The organism is Moritella viscosa, from assembly GCF_900120065.1.
Lineage (GTDB): Bacteria > Pseudomonadota > Gammaproteobacteria > Enterobacterales > Moritellaceae > Moritella > Moritella viscosa.
The window spans coordinates 1-15487 of the sequence record NZ_FPLG01000026.1 but is presented as its reverse complement, the minus strand read 5'-3'; the positions used below and the strand labels follow the sequence as shown (position 1 = coordinate 15487).

The following is a 15487-nucleotide window of genomic DNA, read 5'->3' as shown; positions in this document are numbered from 1 at the left end:
TACAACAATGAAGTGGTTCCGATGCAGCAGGACATGCTGGAAATTAACGAGTATTTACCTGTTGCACTGCATATCAAGTTTGCAGAGCCAGCGTATTCTGACTTAAACCCGAGGAGTGAGGATTGATGGAAGAACTGATTGTTTTTATAAGGCAATGGGGGCAGCTGTGTTTGCTGTCGTTATTGGCCGCAGCTACGCAAATGTATATGTCTGGTACCCGTATTACCTTTTTTCATTATTTTATGTCGGTGCTGATGGCGATTTTGTCCGCTTACATTGCGGACAGTTTTTGTCGTTGGCTTGGATTAGATGAAGGGTTGAAGACAGGCATTATTGGTATTGCCGCGTATGTAGCGCCGCATCTTTTAACGGGGGTTAATGCCCTGGCGAAAGCGGTATCAAAAGACCCTAAGCACTTTTTGGATATTATTATGAGGAATAAATCATGAGTTGGCTTACTTCGTTATTTAGTTTTATTTCGGCACCGATTGCGGATTTGTCAGGTAGCTATCGTGAGCGTAAACGTATTGCGGCAGAAATGGCGGCATCGATTTCGACTGCAGAAGGTAACTTAAAATTGGCTAAGCTGGATGCGGAAGCTAAACGGTTGGCGAACCAGGAAGGTAACGACGCTGATTATGATCTGCAGGTGTTGAAGAACCGGCGCGAATCGATAATGGATGAAATCATTATTACGGTGTTTTTAGGATTATTCATTGCCCACTTTGTGCCACAGCTGCAGCCGTACATGGCGGATGGTTGGCAGGCCATGGGTTATAAAGGCGCGCCCTGGTACTTTGAATTTGTGATTGTGGGTATTGCGGTTTCGACACTTGGGTTGATGCGATTGTTTCGGGCGTTCTGGGGAAGTAAAAATACTAAAGGGGCTGGTTAGCCCCCTTAATTAATATAAAAGCAATTAGATTAACCTGTCGTACCAAATATCAACAGAACCCGCTTGCTTTAGCGCTTCAATGAAGTCTGTATGGATAACTATTTCCTTATTATCCCAAGCAAGTGGTGTGACTTTTATTTCGTCTTCTGTCAGTGATTTCACATCAGGTATTATCGCAAAATCAACATAGTTGTATTCCTCGCATACACGGTCATGGTAACACTCGTCATCATAATCTAAATCAGGCGTATTAAAGTCTATTTTCCCCCACCACAATGTCAGTTTTTCTTTCCATTTTTCATCTAATTTCTCGATTACATCATCGTAAATGTAAAAAATGGTGATTTCTGAAAATCTCATGAATAAATCAGGCTGAGTAAAGACGAATTCAGCTCTTTTTTCTGGTAGTAACACCGAAAGGCTGGCTTTATTAAAAGGAATAAACATCACAAACTCTCCTGATTAACCAAAATATTCACATGGAATGAAGGTCGTATTAATGGGATTCGTCGCAATAATACGTTCGACCACTGACTTGTGGAACAATACACCAGCTGACTCCTCCATCATAAATATAAGCCGCTGGTTTAATGGTATTACAGATAAAAGTGAATCATCTAAAACTAATTTCTTTAATCCTCTGATAGAGCCATCAGGTCTAACCATTGAGTATTCAGAATTAACCAAATCGACACACCTTATTTCTGGCATGCAGTTTATGTAAAGGTAATCTCGGTTTACCTTACTATTGGTTAAATTTGCAGGCACCCAATTTATACCGTAGGTATATTGCAATCCAGCCTCTAAAACGACGCGCTTAGCTAGTCCGTTTTTTGGAAATTCCACACATTCAGGTACATCATAATCACCCTCAGGCTTAAATGTTTCATACATCCGTATAGGTTTTGTAGGTACGCAAGCCCAATCCGAAAAAGGCAGGTAATTGTCATCTTTTTCACTTACCTTTATAATTGGACCTGACGCCCTCATTAAAAAATATTCACTCACTTACCAACCTCCAATTTATTTCCAAGTAACTGCTTAGTCATGATAACCCCTTTAGCATTAACCAAATTATGCTGACCTAACTGATTGTTAGTTCTTGCATCACAAGGAGAGTCTCTAGGTTTTTCACCAGCCCTTTCGGTAGTGCTATTAGCACAACCAATGCTCACACCTTTTCGATAATCCTGACCAAATCCTGAAATTGTCCAAGTAAAGCTATCTATATGCTCAACACCTCGATGACTTAATTCTCTCATATCATCAAAAAATTGTTCATTATCCGGATTACTTCCACAAAATCCCCCTTTCTTGAATAACTTTTCAATTTTTTCTAACTCACGTTCTACCGCCGCAATATAAGTGAGCTTAGACGACTTCAATCCCTTGCTAATCTCATCAGGAATATCTTTTCCACTTCGTATCAACAATAAAGCCGTGCTGTAATCTAATCCGCTTGCATGAGGGCCTTTATGTACTGCAACCCCGAGTTGACAGGCTACATCCGTTTGGTTTGGCAGAAATACACCATTTTTCGATTCATCGATGTCATACTTAAAGTGGCTTCGGTATTTTTTCCACTTTGTATCATTTACAGTTTCAGAAGTGATGACGTGATGAGCTTGTAAATTACCCGATTTAGGCTTTGGCTGCACCTTGTGGAACCAAGGGTGATCCTCAAAATCTTTTCCCTTCCAGCCATCAGCTAAAATGTGTTTAGCTAGCCTTGCTCCACTACCTGATTTTGAGTATTTTTTTACATCTGCCGCAGAAGGGTTTTCAGTACCTTTACAGAATTTCTTGTCGTTTTTCTTGGCACTTTTTTTTATTGTGCGATTGCATAACCAACACTTACCTTTAGACTTATTACTTTTCTCATTTGTAGTGTCATTTTTACTGCTATGCTGAGACATTGATTTAGTATCATGTGTTTTTTTGGCTGGATACACTTTTTGAGATTTAGCTAGAATACGCGCCAAATTATCATCCATCTCACCCATTGCTTTATTAAACATTTCAGGAGCCATAGAGTTAATCGCTTTAAACTCTAACCCAACTGATTTTAAAGTATTCTCTAAAACTGTAGCACTCATTCTATTTGCATACGATGCTAATTCGTCGAAAGCATTAATACAAGGAATGAGTACATCAGAAAGCAATTCTGCGCATTGCTTCGCATACTGGGCCCACTTTAATTCTCGCAAGAACTTTTCAGGATTACCTTTACCAAGCTTACGCATTATTGCAAATAGCTCATCAGGGCCAATTTCTTTACCCTTTTGGATAATTATTTTGCCAACACCTTTCAGGATGCTGCCCAAACTTGGAATAAACCCAAGTATCGTTAAAGCTAAATTAGTCCAGTTTTCTGTTTTCTTTCTTTCCTCTTCATCCATTAACTTCCTTAGATTAGCTACAACGTCACGAACATCAGCTGCTTGGTCTATACCTGGAAAACATGTTATTACTGCGTTAGTAATAATTTGAGCCACGCTTGGGTCATCATTAAAATCACCTAATATCACCCCCCAAGACCAAGAGGCTGCGCTAGATATCCGAGATAAACCGAATTCCCAAAAACCAATTTTACCTCGTTTAGTATCTGCAATGAGTTCTGTGGGGGTTACGTCAGGATTAAAATATGGATTTTCTGGTACTATTTTATTTGGCGTAAAAGGGCGAGAATCTTCTCCATATTCAATCGAATATTGGCCTCCGGCTAGCCCACTCACACTCGCTTGACCGTTCTTACCCAAATTACCTTTAAACTCTGCGCCAGTACTATCAACTATGGTATAAGTAGCATTTTGAACGGGATCTCCATCAGTGTATGTCAGGGTAATATCAATAGTATAGGTTCCTTCCTCTTCACTACTGACAGACACTGAGTCTTGCATTATACCACCCATACACATTGTATTGGCTTTATTCATTGTTAGCTGGTCAGAAAGACGGCATACACCTTTGCCTTCAATTTTAACCGTAGGAGAGAACATAATAAATTTGGCTTCCCCTTCGATTGTACCTGAAGCGACGCCTTTTTTGTCGCCACCAGAGTCACCCGTACTTTTTGTAAATGTACAGCCCTTAATCGCAATACTGTTACCACCATCTGCGGTGACCGTTTCACTTCCATCAGCTAAATCAGCTGATTTGGCGGCATTACCATATGGGAGCGGAACCACTGCATTCCCAACCGTTGTTAAGCAAACATCTGGTAGCGTTGCATTAGCTTCACCACCCGAGCCTTTATGAACGATACTGAGTCCATCCGCACTTATTGTTACAGCCATAAAAACCCTTTAAGCTTATGATTAACATGTAATTATATATTTATTTAAATTTTTATACTGACTGAATTAATAGGCATTTCAACTAAATCTCAGTTTAATCTGACTTTTTAGTTAAATTCATGGGGGTTTACACAGAATCAAAAGACGGAGAAAACGATCTCGATGAGTCTAGATAGACTGTCACTTTCTGTCAAAAGGTGTCACAACTTTGACATTATCGATCTTTAAATGATCGTTAAGATCCTTTCTAGATAAGGCTTGAACAATATCAGCGTGTCCACCTTAGTGTCAAAAACGTGAAAAAATTGCGAAAACGCGGTAGGCGAAGAGGAGTGAATTTATCGTGGCCTCGCCCGTATGATTAAATGTTTCCCTCATCCGCCAGCAATAGCTATGTATTATAACGAACGACACATACAACTGTATAAAACAACAGTTTAATATCGTATAATTTATAGGTCAGTATTTGAATTAAGTGGATGTTTATGCGAGTAGTTTGCCCAGAGTGCGGCGTTAAAAGCCGAATCCAGAAAACGAATAGGATTTCGAATAGCTATACAGATTTATACTGCAGCTGTAATAATGCGGAGTGTGGTCATTCGTTTGTTATGAATCTTAGTTTTAGCCATACGCTGAGCCCATCAGCAAAAAGTTCGAGTCAGTTAGCTATGGACTTAGTCAGGTCATTAGCGCCAGAGCAGCGCCAAGAATTACAGTTGCAGCTTTCAATATTGTAAACAAAAAAGTCCTCACAATTGAGGGCTTATTCAATACTCTAATAAGTTAGCGACAGCACGACACCCATTTTTATATGTTATGTTATGTTTAATTATTAGAATCCAAAATTTTAGCTTTCATTATTTCAAATTCAGTTTTAGAAATAATACCTTTTTCAAGTAAGTCATTAATTTTAATTAACTCTGAATAAATATCTTTTGTTGGTTGATTAGGCTTTGAATTAATATCAATTTTGACATTTTGGTCGACGACATGATCAGCTCGTTTTTTTAATGATGTTCTCACAGCTTCTTCATCTCCTTTATTTACGACTCTAAATTGATATTCGAAAGATGCCCATTGTGCAGGGCCATTACCCATAGGTGTATATGTAGATGAAACAGGAACAGCTATTTTTCCTTTTAATTTAGCAAATTTATTAGCATCTCGAATCACATCTGCTCTTAATGCTCCTGCATTACCAAAAATGCCAGCATGATCATCTCTAAATAGGACATATGTATCTGGCGATATTTCAACAACACTAGGATTAGCGCATGCGGTGAGAACAAAACATAAAAGCAAAATCATCGGCTTCATTTTAAGATAACTCCAATTATTAAATCATAACAGTGTATTACGCAGAATTTCGTATAATACTAATTTTATTCTAATTGAATTACTATCAAAATCATAAAATTAATCTGTTATTACAAATGATTAAAGAAATAACAATTGATACAGTCCAAAAAAATTAAAGTATAAACAAGAAAATGCGTTCTACATTAGAATTAAGGGTTTTGTTTTAATAGCACGCTGTCAACTCTAGATTAAATTATCACCCCCAATCCCAACTTTCCCAGTCTTCCCAACCAGGTATGTAATGAGATGTATCTTTAATTTCAGTTTCAGGACTATTCCAGCCATCCCAAATATTAGTTTTTTCAGGCTTAACATCGACCAGTTCGGGCGGGTGATATTGATTCTCGACGTAATAGCCCTGCCTTAATTTCACGATGTGGTCTTTATCAACTCTGATTTGGGCACCTTGTCCCATAACATTGACCAGGTGATCATCTAAATGAATACCGCGTCTTTTCAAAAGTGCTTTAATTCCAGTATTTAATCTGTCGCGTCTGGAGGGCGTACAGTTAGTGACAGAACTCCGAGAAGACCCTTCGGGCCAGTTCAAAACCTCAGCACCTTCGGTGCTACTGGTGCTTGCTTCACTATCGAGCAATGCCTGTGACTTGGGTTGTATCGTCCACTTGCGTATGCGCGTTTTAACGGCTTCATCGCCGACAACGTGAAAGCCTTGGATCTTAGAAACGAATTCACCATATTCGTTGCCCATTTCATTCGTGTCATAATCATTACGAATGAGTAAATCTTTACGAGATACAAACGGCCCACCCTGCGCCATTACATATGCAGCAAAATCGCCTTTATCAGCCGCTTTCATTGCATCGGATGCGGCAGCTGCATTGGTTTTTAATTCAGGTTTGTACTTATCAGTGATCACTTCCCAGCGTTGTAATGAATTCATTGCTTCATAATTTAAACGTGGACCGTGGAAATTTAACTGAGGACCCATAAACGTTGGGTTTTGGTCTGGGAATAATTCGTTGAATAAATTGTGTTGTTGCTTGCTACTTAACGTAGTTACAAAGCTTTTAAATGCGTTTTTATCGTTATTAGCATAACGACGTAATTCACGATAAGTGGTAACTGGTGCACCACCAATAGGCTGAAACTGACGGATACGCCAACGACTTGCCCAGGCAGTAACATGCGCGGCCATTTCTCGTTGGTCACGGCCTGTTTCATCATCAAGTTCGCCCTTCATGCCATAGCCATCAATATTCTTACTGATGTATTTAGCGATGTAACCCGTTGCGGTACCTTTGCTTGGGTCCATCATTTTCACATCACAACGTGGGCGATAATCCAATGGGCCAACAATTGGTTTTCTGTAAACCTTTGGGCACAACTCTGTTATTTCTTCATCAATAGCATAACCAATGAAAATTTCGCGGATACGATCAACATGCTCAGGTTGCATGAACATGAGTAAATGCCAATGTGGTGTGCCATCATGATGCGGTTCTGCAACACGCATACCGAAAACAGGTAACTCTTCACGTTTTAGTTGCGCACGTATTCTTGCCCATACTTTGCATAAATAACGTTGGGCGTCTTTCGGGCTGTTCCCCAGCCATTGATCAACAAAACCACCTTTCTTGCGGGTGTTATGATATTTAGATGGTGCGGTCAGCGTTAGAAATAACCCATCACAACCCATTGCGGTTGCAATACTTTGATACCCAGCCATACGTACCATTAATTCACAACGTCTGATCGCAGGGTTCGCAGTCGACTTGTAGAACATGTCGTATAGAGCAATTTCTTCACCAGAATTTTCATCAAAAATAGACATACCTTTGATGAAATCTCTGTTACGTTGCTTTTGGTTTTTCCACTCATGCATGCAGTCGCGTGAACAATACGGACTTGCCGCTTTCTGCACTTGGCCAACGGCAATCGCAAGGTGTTCTCGCATAGTCATGCGCTTTGTATTTAACTTGTTTTCCCAGGCACGTTGGCAAACTAAACGTAAAATTCCACATTCAGCTTCTGACTGATGTAAACCATCATTTCTGTTGTACGGCGGTGTATAACCAAATGATCTGCATTCGTCTTGCAGACTCTCAAATACAGCAACAATCACGTTAGCGTAATCTTTATGGTTGGCTTTTTCGCTTTCAATTAGGGGTTCTAGTTTGCCAGCAAAAAAATCAGCAAATTGCTGACTTAGTTTCTTTATTTCACTTTTGTCCATTTCGGCTAATAGCTTTTCGCGTGACAAGTCATTGCTGCGAACATAGGCATTTCTGAATTTGAATTGTCGTCTGTATTGATCGAGTACTTTTTGTAGACGAGGATTTATATCTTTTCCGACTGTTTTTAGCAGGTATAAGTTGGCAGCAGAACGGCCTTTTTGCTTAAAGATTTTATTATATCGTTCGGCAAAGTAGCGGCTAAGGTAATGCGGCATATCACCAAAGAACTGTTTACGCCATTCATGATCATCAAGATCGGGGTTAGACTGAAACATTGCATTTTCAATAAGCGACATTTCAGGTTGTTGGAATTCTTTGCTTGCAGCAGGAGTAACTTGAACATAGTTTGGTAGCTGAGGATAAACATGGCGTTTACCCCAGTTCTTTACTTGAAAAGACCATTGACGGCGGACAGCATCGGAAAGGCCTTCAGCATAATCTCTTGCATTCATACTTCGGCATAATCCTGTGCATTTAATACGACATAACCGCCCTTACCTTTTGGTCGACCGATTACGCCACGAAACAACTGACGACAATCTAGCTGTTGGCAAGCGTTATCGATGGCATCTTGTTTGGTTTCGCATTCGCCTATTTCGACTGTACGGAGTTCGTGTGTTTTAGGGTCTTCACGCATGCCGCCATTTGGGCAAAGCTCTATTGCTAGATACATCATGCGACCATCCAGATAGTTGTATTGTGAATATCGAGTGTTTTCTCCCACCACAATTCTATGCAGGCTACTAACTTGGTTAAGCCGAAGCCTTGCGCCATAAAGTACACAGAACGAATAGCGCCTAGGGCTAGTTGCTCTTCCTTTGAATTAGTATCAGAACAAGTCACCACGCTTTGCCAAAAGGCAAATACAGTAATCAATACTTCTTCTTGCTTTAGCGTTGCGTAAAGGTTGAAATGAAAACAGGGCATTGCAAGTGCATCGCTACGGCCAGCATCAACGCATTCAAACAAATCGATAATCCAATCGGCTTTGTCTGCATCGATACCAAGTGAGTGCAGCGCCGATCGCACATCTTCAACAGGGGCTAAAATACGTTTCATGCTGCTACCTCGCCTTTAATTAAATTGCTTAGTTCGTTATATACAGAGGTGACTTGCCTAAATGCAGTTAAGCCATCGAGGTAAATGGTTTTATCCATTAGCTTGTGCGCAGACCAGGTATTCGGGTTTTGCGCACCGCTAAAGTAGGTTTTATCAATTGCGATAACTTCGAGAGCATCGGCATGGCCAATATAACGAACAGACACGCTCAATTTTTCAGGTTTGGCGAGGGCAATAAACATTAGCTCGTTGATCACATCGCTCATTGTTGGATTTGGTTTAATCATGATATTCCCTTACTTGTTAAATTCAGTTAATGAGTAACCAGCCATTTCCTTGATTGCCGGTGCTAGTCGTTTTATGACTTGATGGATCGAGGCTCTTTGAGTTTGATTAAACCTTTCAAACTTAAATTTCATGTCCCGCTCTTCCATTCCGGCTGCAAAACAGATAACGCGCTTTGTTTCATCACCTTGTTTGTTATAAATAACGGCGACACGATTACGGTTAAACATGGCGCGGACTTGAGCGATAGCTTCAACCGCAGATACTTTGTGTTGTGCTTGTTCCATACATAATCCTCCTGTTACATACCTGGTATTGGCAATCCATTGATCACTGCATCGGCACACATGGACACGAACGGCCCTGCACCACCGCAGCGGTTTTCAACGTCTGACATAAGAAAAACCAATTCGCGTACAGCGTCTTGTGCCTTCTTGATAATTGCGTCTTTCTTATGACGCGTTAATCGACGGTCTGATTCGGCTTCTAAGATGTGACGGTTTATTTCACCTGTATGACTAGTCACGCTCATGGCGCTAAGTGTGAGAGGTTTAGACTCACCTTGTTTTGGTAGGCGAACGGCGGTTAATCCAACTTCGAGTATCGCGCTGTTTATGATGTCGTGATTGTCCGTTGCTTTGGTGATTTTGATTAATTCGCTAACGGTAAGCTGATGTGGTTGATTAGGGTTTAGCTTGTTGCGAAGTATCTGACCACGCATACCACATTCGCTTGCAATTGATTCGACGTTTTCTATACCAGCAAACCTGATACAGGCCGCGTCAATTACGGTTTGTTTACTATTATTAATGTCATACATTGAACAAATCTCCCTATTTGCGATTATTAAACTATGCTGATGAAGCAGCAAAGGTGAATATGAGCACTACCAAGACAACTTCGAATACGATGAGTACTGGGCATATGAATTCGTGTTTGATTTCACACTGACTACAGCGTCTTGTGCATTTCCCTTTGCTGCTTTGTTGGCTTATTTTTATTTGATTAGCCATGGTAGAGACCTCTAAGCGAGCCATGGCTTATCGTTGTTTGATTCCAGACACATTTGAGTTAGCTTTGCCACGTTAACAAGACGAAGTGAGCGATGCTTTTGTTGAATAAAAGGAATAAATCCACGATCCATTTGTGCTGTAACAGCACATACTGTTTGCCCTGAATCAGTTGCAAATTCTTCAATGCTTACAGCTGGCGATTTAAGCTGGATTACGATTGTTGTCGACATGATTACTTCCTTATGGGATTATTTAGGGTTAACAATGGTTAATAATCTTTGTAGCAATGTAACGCTACGATAAGCTTCCTCACAGGGAAGCTATGGCAATAATAATACCTTACAAGGAAGCTTGTCAACGTGGATTATGGCAAACAAATAAAAACATTAAGAAAAAGCCTAGGCTTAACTCAGCGTGACTTTTCAGAAAAGACATCTATATCATTGAGTACATTGATGAAAATAGAATCTGGACATGCTAATGCAGGACTTCCAACGATAGATAAAATAATTAACTCTCCGCAATTTAATATCTATACTTTATGGCTAATGAAGGGTGAAACGGCTCCAGAGGTTGGACAGGTACATCCTTCCAGTGAAGTTTTAAACATAGACAAGCATTCTAAAAACATAAGCCTTCCTTTCTTTGAAGTCTCCGCATCGGCTGGCTCAGGTTTATTGGCAGAAGTAGAAGAGCAACCTAAAACAATTAGCTTTGAACCTAACTGGTTACGTAGTGAAGTTGGCGTATGCCCGACTAATGTATTTTTGATGTTAGTTGAAGGCGATAGTATGCAGCCGACATTAAAGAACGGCTCGATGATCATGGTGAATAAGGATGTTGATAACTTGTCTGACGGGATTTATGTCATGCGTTATGACAATAACTTGTTGGTGAAGCGATTACAGATGTTACCAGGCGGCATTATCCGCGTTAAGTCTGATAATTCTATGTATGACCCTTGGGAGATCACAAAGTCGCAATTGGACGGTGAAGAACTGGCGCTTATTGGGCGTGTGGTTTGGACTGGGCAGAAGATGTGATTTGTGGGTAGAACAGACTAGCTTGGTTACTAAAGTTAGTCTGTTCTATCTTAATTTTGGGCGACTATGACTTAACGTTATTCCTCTAAGCCATAGTTGGGTATAAACAGATTACGCTTATAGTTCAAAGAATATGGTTCGCATTATATAAAGTAAAGTGATATTGACGCCTCGTTATGTGTTTATATCTGGTTCACTAGTCTGATAGCCCCATGCTTAAGAAATATATTACTATTAATATTATGTAAATCGGAAATCATTGAGTGGCATAAAGAAACGACTGTGACGCATGTACTAACAAACAAAAGTTGATCGCACTTCCCTACGTTATCGTTAATAATATCTGCCGTTGGAGTCTGCTTCCAGTTACTAGTTAATCTAAACATTTTATGATGTTCATCGGAAGAATTAGCGTATGGATACCAAGCTCCCATTGAATGAGTATAGTTAACTTCATTTCTTATTTGTGAAAGCCAATTACCACTATTTACTGTATTACGACACGACAGACCTTCTCGTAATTTGAAGAGAAAATCTACAGTTATATCTCTATCTTTTTTCCGAAAATCAGACGAAGATACCTTTGTAGCTAACGTGTCTAAAAGTTCATAAAACGTTTTCCAAACATCTTGGTGCGTGTTATTTAACTGCTTAAATACAATAGTTGAGCTGGTAAAATCATATTGGCACCGATAATATCCACTCGAGGCTGTATTTCCACTCTGAAGTGAATACATCCTCGCAACATCTGTAACAGCTCTTGATTCATTGCTATCAAGTTGGCTACAGCTAATCCCAAATAATCTCAATAGCGCATGCATAGCAAAATAGGCACTATAGTAAGAACGAATAATTAACCAACCTGTAGATTTAGGTAGACTATCTTCTGGAGCTATTCCATTTATACTCTCTATTGATGACGCAGCCATTCGGTTAATATCATATGCGTAGGGAAGCAGAAGCTCATTATGGCTATAAACATCTAATGTAAAAGCTTTACTTTCAAGAGGATCTGTCATTTTGAAACTTTTTTTTGCCAACCAGCCCCTGAATGTTAACTGAGGAACTGCTTCTACATTGCTTAAGCCTGGGAGCAAATGTGCCCTTAATACATCTGTAATAATCTGCATACTATAAAGTAAAGTTACTTTTCATCGAGTTTGAGAAATGTGTAGCAATTGCTTTATAAGAACTACCTGGCTTGCGAATTTTTTGTAAGTTAATTTTATTAAACATTTCACCCATAACACTATCGTAATTATCAACGGTATAATCAGAGCCGTGACGATCTTGTAATTTAGCGGCCACTTCAGGAAAGACTGCAAATAAGGCTCTAAAAATAGTAGAATTACACAATTGCTCTTCAATATCTTTTTCCTTGAAGAACCCATATAAAAAGGCTTTTAGGTAACAATTTAAAATGGAATAAAGCTCTTCTGTCTCTCGACTCCCAAAAAATTGAGCAACCGGAGTTACAGAACTGTTAAACGTAACTCTACTAATTTTATTCTTTGACTTAGATGCAGGGCTCAACTTTCCTAATAAAGCGCTATTAGGATCATCGTGAAATAAGTCAAAAATTGAACGTAATGACTCTTCAGTTGAATTTTCATATTCAGCCATTCGCTTAATATCAAGTAAGAGCTCAGAAGGAACACCTTTTTGCTTTGAATTAATATCTATGAACAATCTTGATTCTTCTTTCCTGGTTAAACCAACATAAATTACCACAGGTACGCGAAGTATTGATTTAGCTTTAGAGAAACCATAAACACGATGCTGTCCGTCAAGAATAAGGAAAGCTTTTGGATCAGGCATAAATTCTAAAGTTCGGCCTTTACCAACAATTTCAACATCAGCAGCATTTTGCGCTGAAATTATAATTGAAGATGGAATTGTTCCTTCTTCATTATCAATATAATTGGCAATTTCCAAAGCTCTTTTTTCATCCAAGGTACGTTGAAAACCCATAATCGGATCTTCGTCGCGGCTTGAAACAAAGCAACATTTAGATAAAACATCTGTTGGCATTGTAAGAGAATAAAACTTGGTTTTATTCTGAAGAACATTACTTACGGTATACCTAATCTTTTCCACCATTAAACTCCAGATATTAACAAATACATAAGGTTAGCAACTTTATCATGGTTTACTAAAATAGTGGTACGATAGATCAATAAACCTTTCTAATGACTAGCTGAAATAGAGTTTTATCCGATTTTAAGCTTTAACAATCACCTTTAGATATTTTTCTAATAATAAACTTAATTACCAAATATCCCGCGTCAAACTCACAACTTAAAACCAAAATACTCAATATTTTTGCTAGGTATAACTCTAGAGCTAACTTTAGAACTCTTACCCACCACTAAAATGAAAGTATGACTGAACTGATGATGAACGGACTTATGGCAACATTATTACACATGTAGGTATTTATTTTGTGACTTATGGCTTTGAACGAATACGGTAGTTTAAGCGAGTCTGTTTCATCTCGTCTTTGGAGATAAACGTGTTAGTGCTTAGGCTCTAACACATTTAATTCTGATTATAATAAGCATAGTTTAACGAAGCTTCATTAATTATTAGCCACATGTTTATTTATAAGCAGATCATCTTCAATTTTTAATAAAATAAGAGCAAGTAATTTCAGATAAAGTAAATAGGATTGTTCATGAAGGTTAGTTTCAGATGGATTAGCTTGTGTACCATGTAAGTAACTGTTTCTTAGATCTAACCCATTAGTAAACTCGCTTTTATTAAGACAATAGTTAAAGTAATCTTGTTCTGGCTTTGACAACAGAGAACTATCGAAATAAATTAAACCTTCTTCAGACATTTTCATTACTTCTTCTTGAACTTCAGCATGGTAATGATGATAAGAAGCAACTTCATTTTCATGTAAATCTTCTAGTATTAGAACTCTATTTTTATTAGATACTTGAATACGCTCACATTGGTCTATGAATATATAGTTCTTCTCTAATAAGTAGTTAAGCTCATGGGTTTGAAACTCTTCGTAATTGTAAAAATAGATATTATTCTCATTTTTTAACAGTTCAAAAAAAGTCCGATAACATTTCTCCCTGAAAGGTTCAACATGCGCTAATAATGTCTGATCTGAGAAAAATAGGTTAGTGCTATTAATTGCTTCCTGATTATTAGTGTCAAGGTAGATGTATTTGTTTTCATTTAAGCTAGGTATATCTTTCATTGAACTAGGACTGGATGACATTTGCAACAGTTCAAAATCTATATGATTATCCTCAACATATAGTTTATATTGTTTAAGTATTGACTCCAACTCTGGTGCTAATGTTCTCACTTTTTCCAAAGCTGATGCATTCGTAGTTGGCATAGTTAAATTAGCATTCTCTGCAAAACCATAATTTTCATAAAAAACAGAGTTATAAGTAAATTGCAGGATTTTTTCTAAAGAGTTATCTAGTGTACTTAAAACGTTTGAATACGTGAATATTTGTGCTTGGGATGTCATTTCAGACATTTTAAATGACATCCCACCACAATATTCACTTTTAGAACGTAGACCTATTATTCTTTCTAAAACTCCAATTTGACTATATTTATTGATTAAATTAATTCTATTCTGATGATCTACATACTCAAAGAGCAACTTAAAATTCAGATACAAACAATAAGGCTGATTATTATTCTTGATATAGTCTAAGCTATACGTGTAATGCGCTACACCATTTTCTAGTTTGCACTCTTTTATTTTATAAGTGTTATCAAGATAACTAATTGAAACACCATAATTGATCAAAGAACGATTCGTTTTTTCATCAAAAAAATTACTACTTTTTTCTTGATGTTTACGTTTTGCTTTTAATCGTATTTTGTCTGATATATAAAAGTTGTTAGTTTTTTTAGCGTTTTGTATTATTGGCAAGTAATTAATATTGCAATTTTCTAAGTCTATATAGTCAGATATAATATTTTCTTTTTCTTGTCTTGTTAGGCTTTTAGGTAAAAACAAATCTACATGATTGAAGTTTTTTTCAACCTCATATACTGAAAGTAATATCTCCGCGCTTTGCTGGTAGGTTAACAAGAAGTCTCGAAGCACATTATTATATCGCTCTACCAACAATTTGTGTCTTAATATTATTTTTATTTGATTAGGTTTTTGAATTAATATTTGTTCGATTTTATCAGGTGAAATTTTTTTGAATTGTCGCTGATTGTTGATTAATTCCCAAAATGATTTAACATAGTTTAATACTATTTTTTTATGATAGATTAAAACTTTTCTATCATAATTTTTAGATATGACCCCGCCAATGAATGTCCTATATCCCTGTACTATGTTCTTGTATAT

18 protein-coding genes and 1 pseudogene are annotated in these 15487 nt (G+C 38.0%); 5 read left to right on the top strand and 14 right to left on the bottom strand.

Translation table 11 applies throughout. The annotated features are described in order from the left end of the window. The 3 genes and pseudogenes from BT797_RS24635 to BT797_RS04265 form a co-directional block, all read left to right on the top strand. Positions 1-126 (top strand): annotated as a pseudogene (locus tag BT797_RS24635) (phage portal protein); the annotation flags it as partial. Further along, entirely contained in the window at positions 126-449 is a 324-nt protein-coding gene (locus BT797_RS04270; RefSeq protein ID WP_045109594.1) for a hypothetical protein, read from the top strand. The pseudogene BT797_RS24635 and the gene BT797_RS04270, both read left to right, overlap by 1 nt. After that, the gene (locus BT797_RS04265; RefSeq protein WP_075471169.1) at positions 446-895 is read left to right on the top strand and encodes a hypothetical protein; all 450 of its coding nucleotides are present in this window, start codon (positions 446-448) and stop codon (positions 893-895) included. Before BT797_RS04270 ends, BT797_RS04265 begins: the two co-directional genes overlap by 4 nt. Positions 896-919: 24 nt before the next feature. Here BT797_RS04265 and BT797_RS04260 read toward each other — a convergent pair whose 3' ends face one another. Genes BT797_RS04260 through BT797_RS23765 form a run of 3 tightly spaced genes read right to left on the bottom strand, consistent with a single transcriptional unit; the run spans position 920 to position 4191 of the window. After that, a complete protein-coding gene (locus tag BT797_RS04260) occupies positions 920-1345 on the bottom strand; it encodes a hypothetical protein (RefSeq protein ID WP_139296349.1) in 426 nt (141 codons plus the stop codon). Positions 1346-1357: 12 nt separating this feature from the next. Then, positions 1358-1903: a hypothetical protein gene (locus BT797_RS04255; RefSeq protein WP_075471167.1), complete on the bottom strand. Its 546-nt coding sequence runs from the start codon at positions 1901-1903 to the stop codon at positions 1358-1360. Beyond that, on the bottom strand, positions 1900-4191 hold the full coding sequence (locus BT797_RS23765) for a PAAR-like domain-containing protein (protein WP_075471166.1): 2292 nt from the start codon (positions 4189-4191) through the stop codon (positions 1900-1902). The genes BT797_RS04255 and BT797_RS23765 overlap by 4 nt, the downstream gene beginning before the upstream one ends. Positions 4192-4670: 479 nt before the next feature. Here BT797_RS23765 and BT797_RS24505 point away from each other — a divergent pair, with 479 nt between their 5' ends. Next, complete coding sequence (locus tag BT797_RS24505; RefSeq protein WP_339391042.1) at positions 4671-4928, top strand: Ogr/Delta-like zinc finger protein; 258 nt, start codon at positions 4671-4673, stop codon at positions 4926-4928. 88 nt (positions 4929-5016) lie between these two features. Here the strand turns inward: BT797_RS24505 and BT797_RS04240 are convergent, their stop codons facing one another. The 8 genes from BT797_RS04240 to BT797_RS04205 form a co-directional block, all read right to left on the bottom strand. After that, on the bottom strand, positions 5017-5508 hold the full coding sequence (locus tag BT797_RS04240) for an SHOCT domain-containing protein (protein ID WP_075471164.1): 492 nt from the start codon (positions 5506-5508) through the stop codon (positions 5017-5019). A gap of 238 nt (positions 5509-5746) precedes the next feature. Next, positions 5747-8200 (bottom strand): replication endonuclease, encoded by a 2454-nt coding sequence (locus BT797_RS04235; RefSeq protein ID WP_075471163.1) that lies wholly within the window; start codon positions 8198-8200, stop codon positions 5747-5749. Further along, a complete protein-coding gene (locus BT797_RS04230) occupies positions 8197-8424 on the bottom strand; it encodes a hypothetical protein (protein ID WP_075471162.1) in 228 nt (75 codons plus the stop codon). Before BT797_RS04230 ends, BT797_RS04235 begins: the two co-directional genes overlap by 4 nt. After that, positions 8421-8807 (bottom strand): hypothetical protein, encoded by a 387-nt coding sequence (locus BT797_RS04225; protein WP_045109588.1) that lies wholly within the window; start codon positions 8805-8807, stop codon positions 8421-8423. Before BT797_RS04225 ends, BT797_RS04230 begins: the two co-directional genes overlap by 4 nt. Beyond that, the gene (locus BT797_RS04220; protein WP_045109587.1) at positions 8804-9094 is read right to left on the bottom strand and encodes a hypothetical protein; all 291 of its coding nucleotides are present in this window, start codon (positions 9092-9094) and stop codon (positions 8804-8806) included. Before BT797_RS04220 ends, BT797_RS04225 begins: the two co-directional genes overlap by 4 nt. Positions 9095-9103: 9 nt before the next feature. Further along, positions 9104-9379 (bottom strand): hypothetical protein, encoded by a 276-nt coding sequence (locus BT797_RS04215; RefSeq protein ID WP_045109586.1) that lies wholly within the window; start codon positions 9377-9379, stop codon positions 9104-9106. 14 nt (positions 9380-9393) lie between these two features. Then, entirely contained in the window at positions 9394-9912 is a 519-nt protein-coding gene (locus tag BT797_RS04210; RefSeq protein WP_075471161.1) for a phage regulatory CII family protein, read from the bottom strand. Positions 9913-10116: 204 nt separating this feature from the next. Continuing rightward, complete coding sequence (locus BT797_RS04205; protein ID WP_075471160.1) at positions 10117-10335, bottom strand: hypothetical protein; 219 nt, start codon at positions 10333-10335, stop codon at positions 10117-10119. A gap of 129 nt (positions 10336-10464) precedes the next feature. On the opposite strand from BT797_RS04205, the gene BT797_RS04200 reads away from it, so the two are divergent. Then, positions 10465-11148 (top strand): XRE family transcriptional regulator, encoded by a 684-nt coding sequence (locus BT797_RS04200; protein ID WP_075471159.1) that lies wholly within the window; start codon positions 10465-10467, stop codon positions 11146-11148. Between the two features lie 182 nt (positions 11149-11330). On the opposite strand, the gene BT797_RS04195 is transcribed toward BT797_RS04200, so the two are convergent. From BT797_RS04195 to BT797_RS23760, 3 genes are all read right to left on the bottom strand, one after another. Continuing rightward, complete coding sequence (locus BT797_RS04195; RefSeq protein WP_075471158.1) at positions 11331-12278, bottom strand: hypothetical protein; 948 nt, start codon at positions 12276-12278, stop codon at positions 11331-11333. 1 nt (position 12279) lies between these two features. Continuing rightward, positions 12280-13248: a DGQHR domain-containing protein gene (locus BT797_RS04190; RefSeq protein WP_075471157.1), complete on the bottom strand. Its 969-nt coding sequence runs from the start codon at positions 13246-13248 to the stop codon at positions 12280-12282. A gap of 478 nt (positions 13249-13726) precedes the next feature. Next, positions 13727-15487: hypothetical protein (locus BT797_RS23760; protein ID WP_075471156.1), on the bottom strand; the 1761-nt coding region annotated here is incomplete at its 5' end.

Excerpts from the sequence above, each read along its gene's own strand:
- BT797_RS04270 (WP_045109594.1), top strand. The coding sequence starts at position 126 with ATGGAAGAACTGATTGTTTTTATAAGGCAATGGGGGCAGCTGTGTTTG.
- BT797_RS04265 (WP_075471169.1), top strand. The coding sequence starts at position 446 with ATGAGTTGGCTTACTTCGTTATTTAGTTTTATTTCGGCACCGATTGCG.
- BT797_RS23765 (WP_075471166.1), bottom strand. The coding sequence starts at position 4,191 with ATGGCTGTAACAATAAGTGCGGATGGACTCAGTATCGTTCATAAAGGC.
- BT797_RS24505 (WP_339391042.1), top strand. The coding sequence starts at position 4,671 with ATGTTTATGCGAGTAGTTTGCCCAGAGTGCGGCGTTAAAAGCCGAATC.
- BT797_RS04240 (WP_075471164.1), bottom strand. The coding sequence starts at position 5,508 with ATGAAGCCGATGATTTTGCTTTTATGTTTTGTTCTCACCGCATGCGCT.
- BT797_RS04235 (WP_075471163.1), bottom strand. The coding sequence starts at position 8,200 with ATGAATGCAAGAGATTATGCTGAAGGCCTTTCCGATGCTGTCCGCCGT.
- BT797_RS04230 (WP_075471162.1), bottom strand. The coding sequence starts at position 8,424 with ATGATGTATCTAGCAATAGAGCTTTGCCCAAATGGCGGCATGCGTGAA.
- BT797_RS04225 (WP_045109588.1), bottom strand. The coding sequence starts at position 8,807 with ATGAAACGTATTTTAGCCCCTGTTGAAGATGTGCGATCGGCGCTGCAC.
- BT797_RS04220 (WP_045109587.1), bottom strand. The coding sequence starts at position 9,094 with ATGATTAAACCAAATCCAACAATGAGCGATGTGATCAACGAGCTAATG.
- BT797_RS04215 (WP_045109586.1), bottom strand. The coding sequence starts at position 9,379 with ATGGAACAAGCACAACACAAAGTATCTGCGGTTGAAGCTATCGCTCAA.
- BT797_RS04210 (WP_075471161.1), bottom strand. The coding sequence starts at position 9,912 with ATGTATGACATTAATAATAGTAAACAAACCGTAATTGACGCGGCCTGT.
- BT797_RS04205 (WP_075471160.1), bottom strand. The coding sequence starts at position 10,335 with ATGTCGACAACAATCGTAATCCAGCTTAAATCGCCAGCTGTAAGCATT.
- BT797_RS04195 (WP_075471158.1), bottom strand. The coding sequence starts at position 12,278 with ATGCAGATTATTACAGATGTATTAAGGGCACATTTGCTCCCAGGCTTA.
- BT797_RS04190 (WP_075471157.1), bottom strand. The coding sequence starts at position 13,248 with ATGGTGGAAAAGATTAGGTATACCGTAAGTAATGTTCTTCAGAATAAA.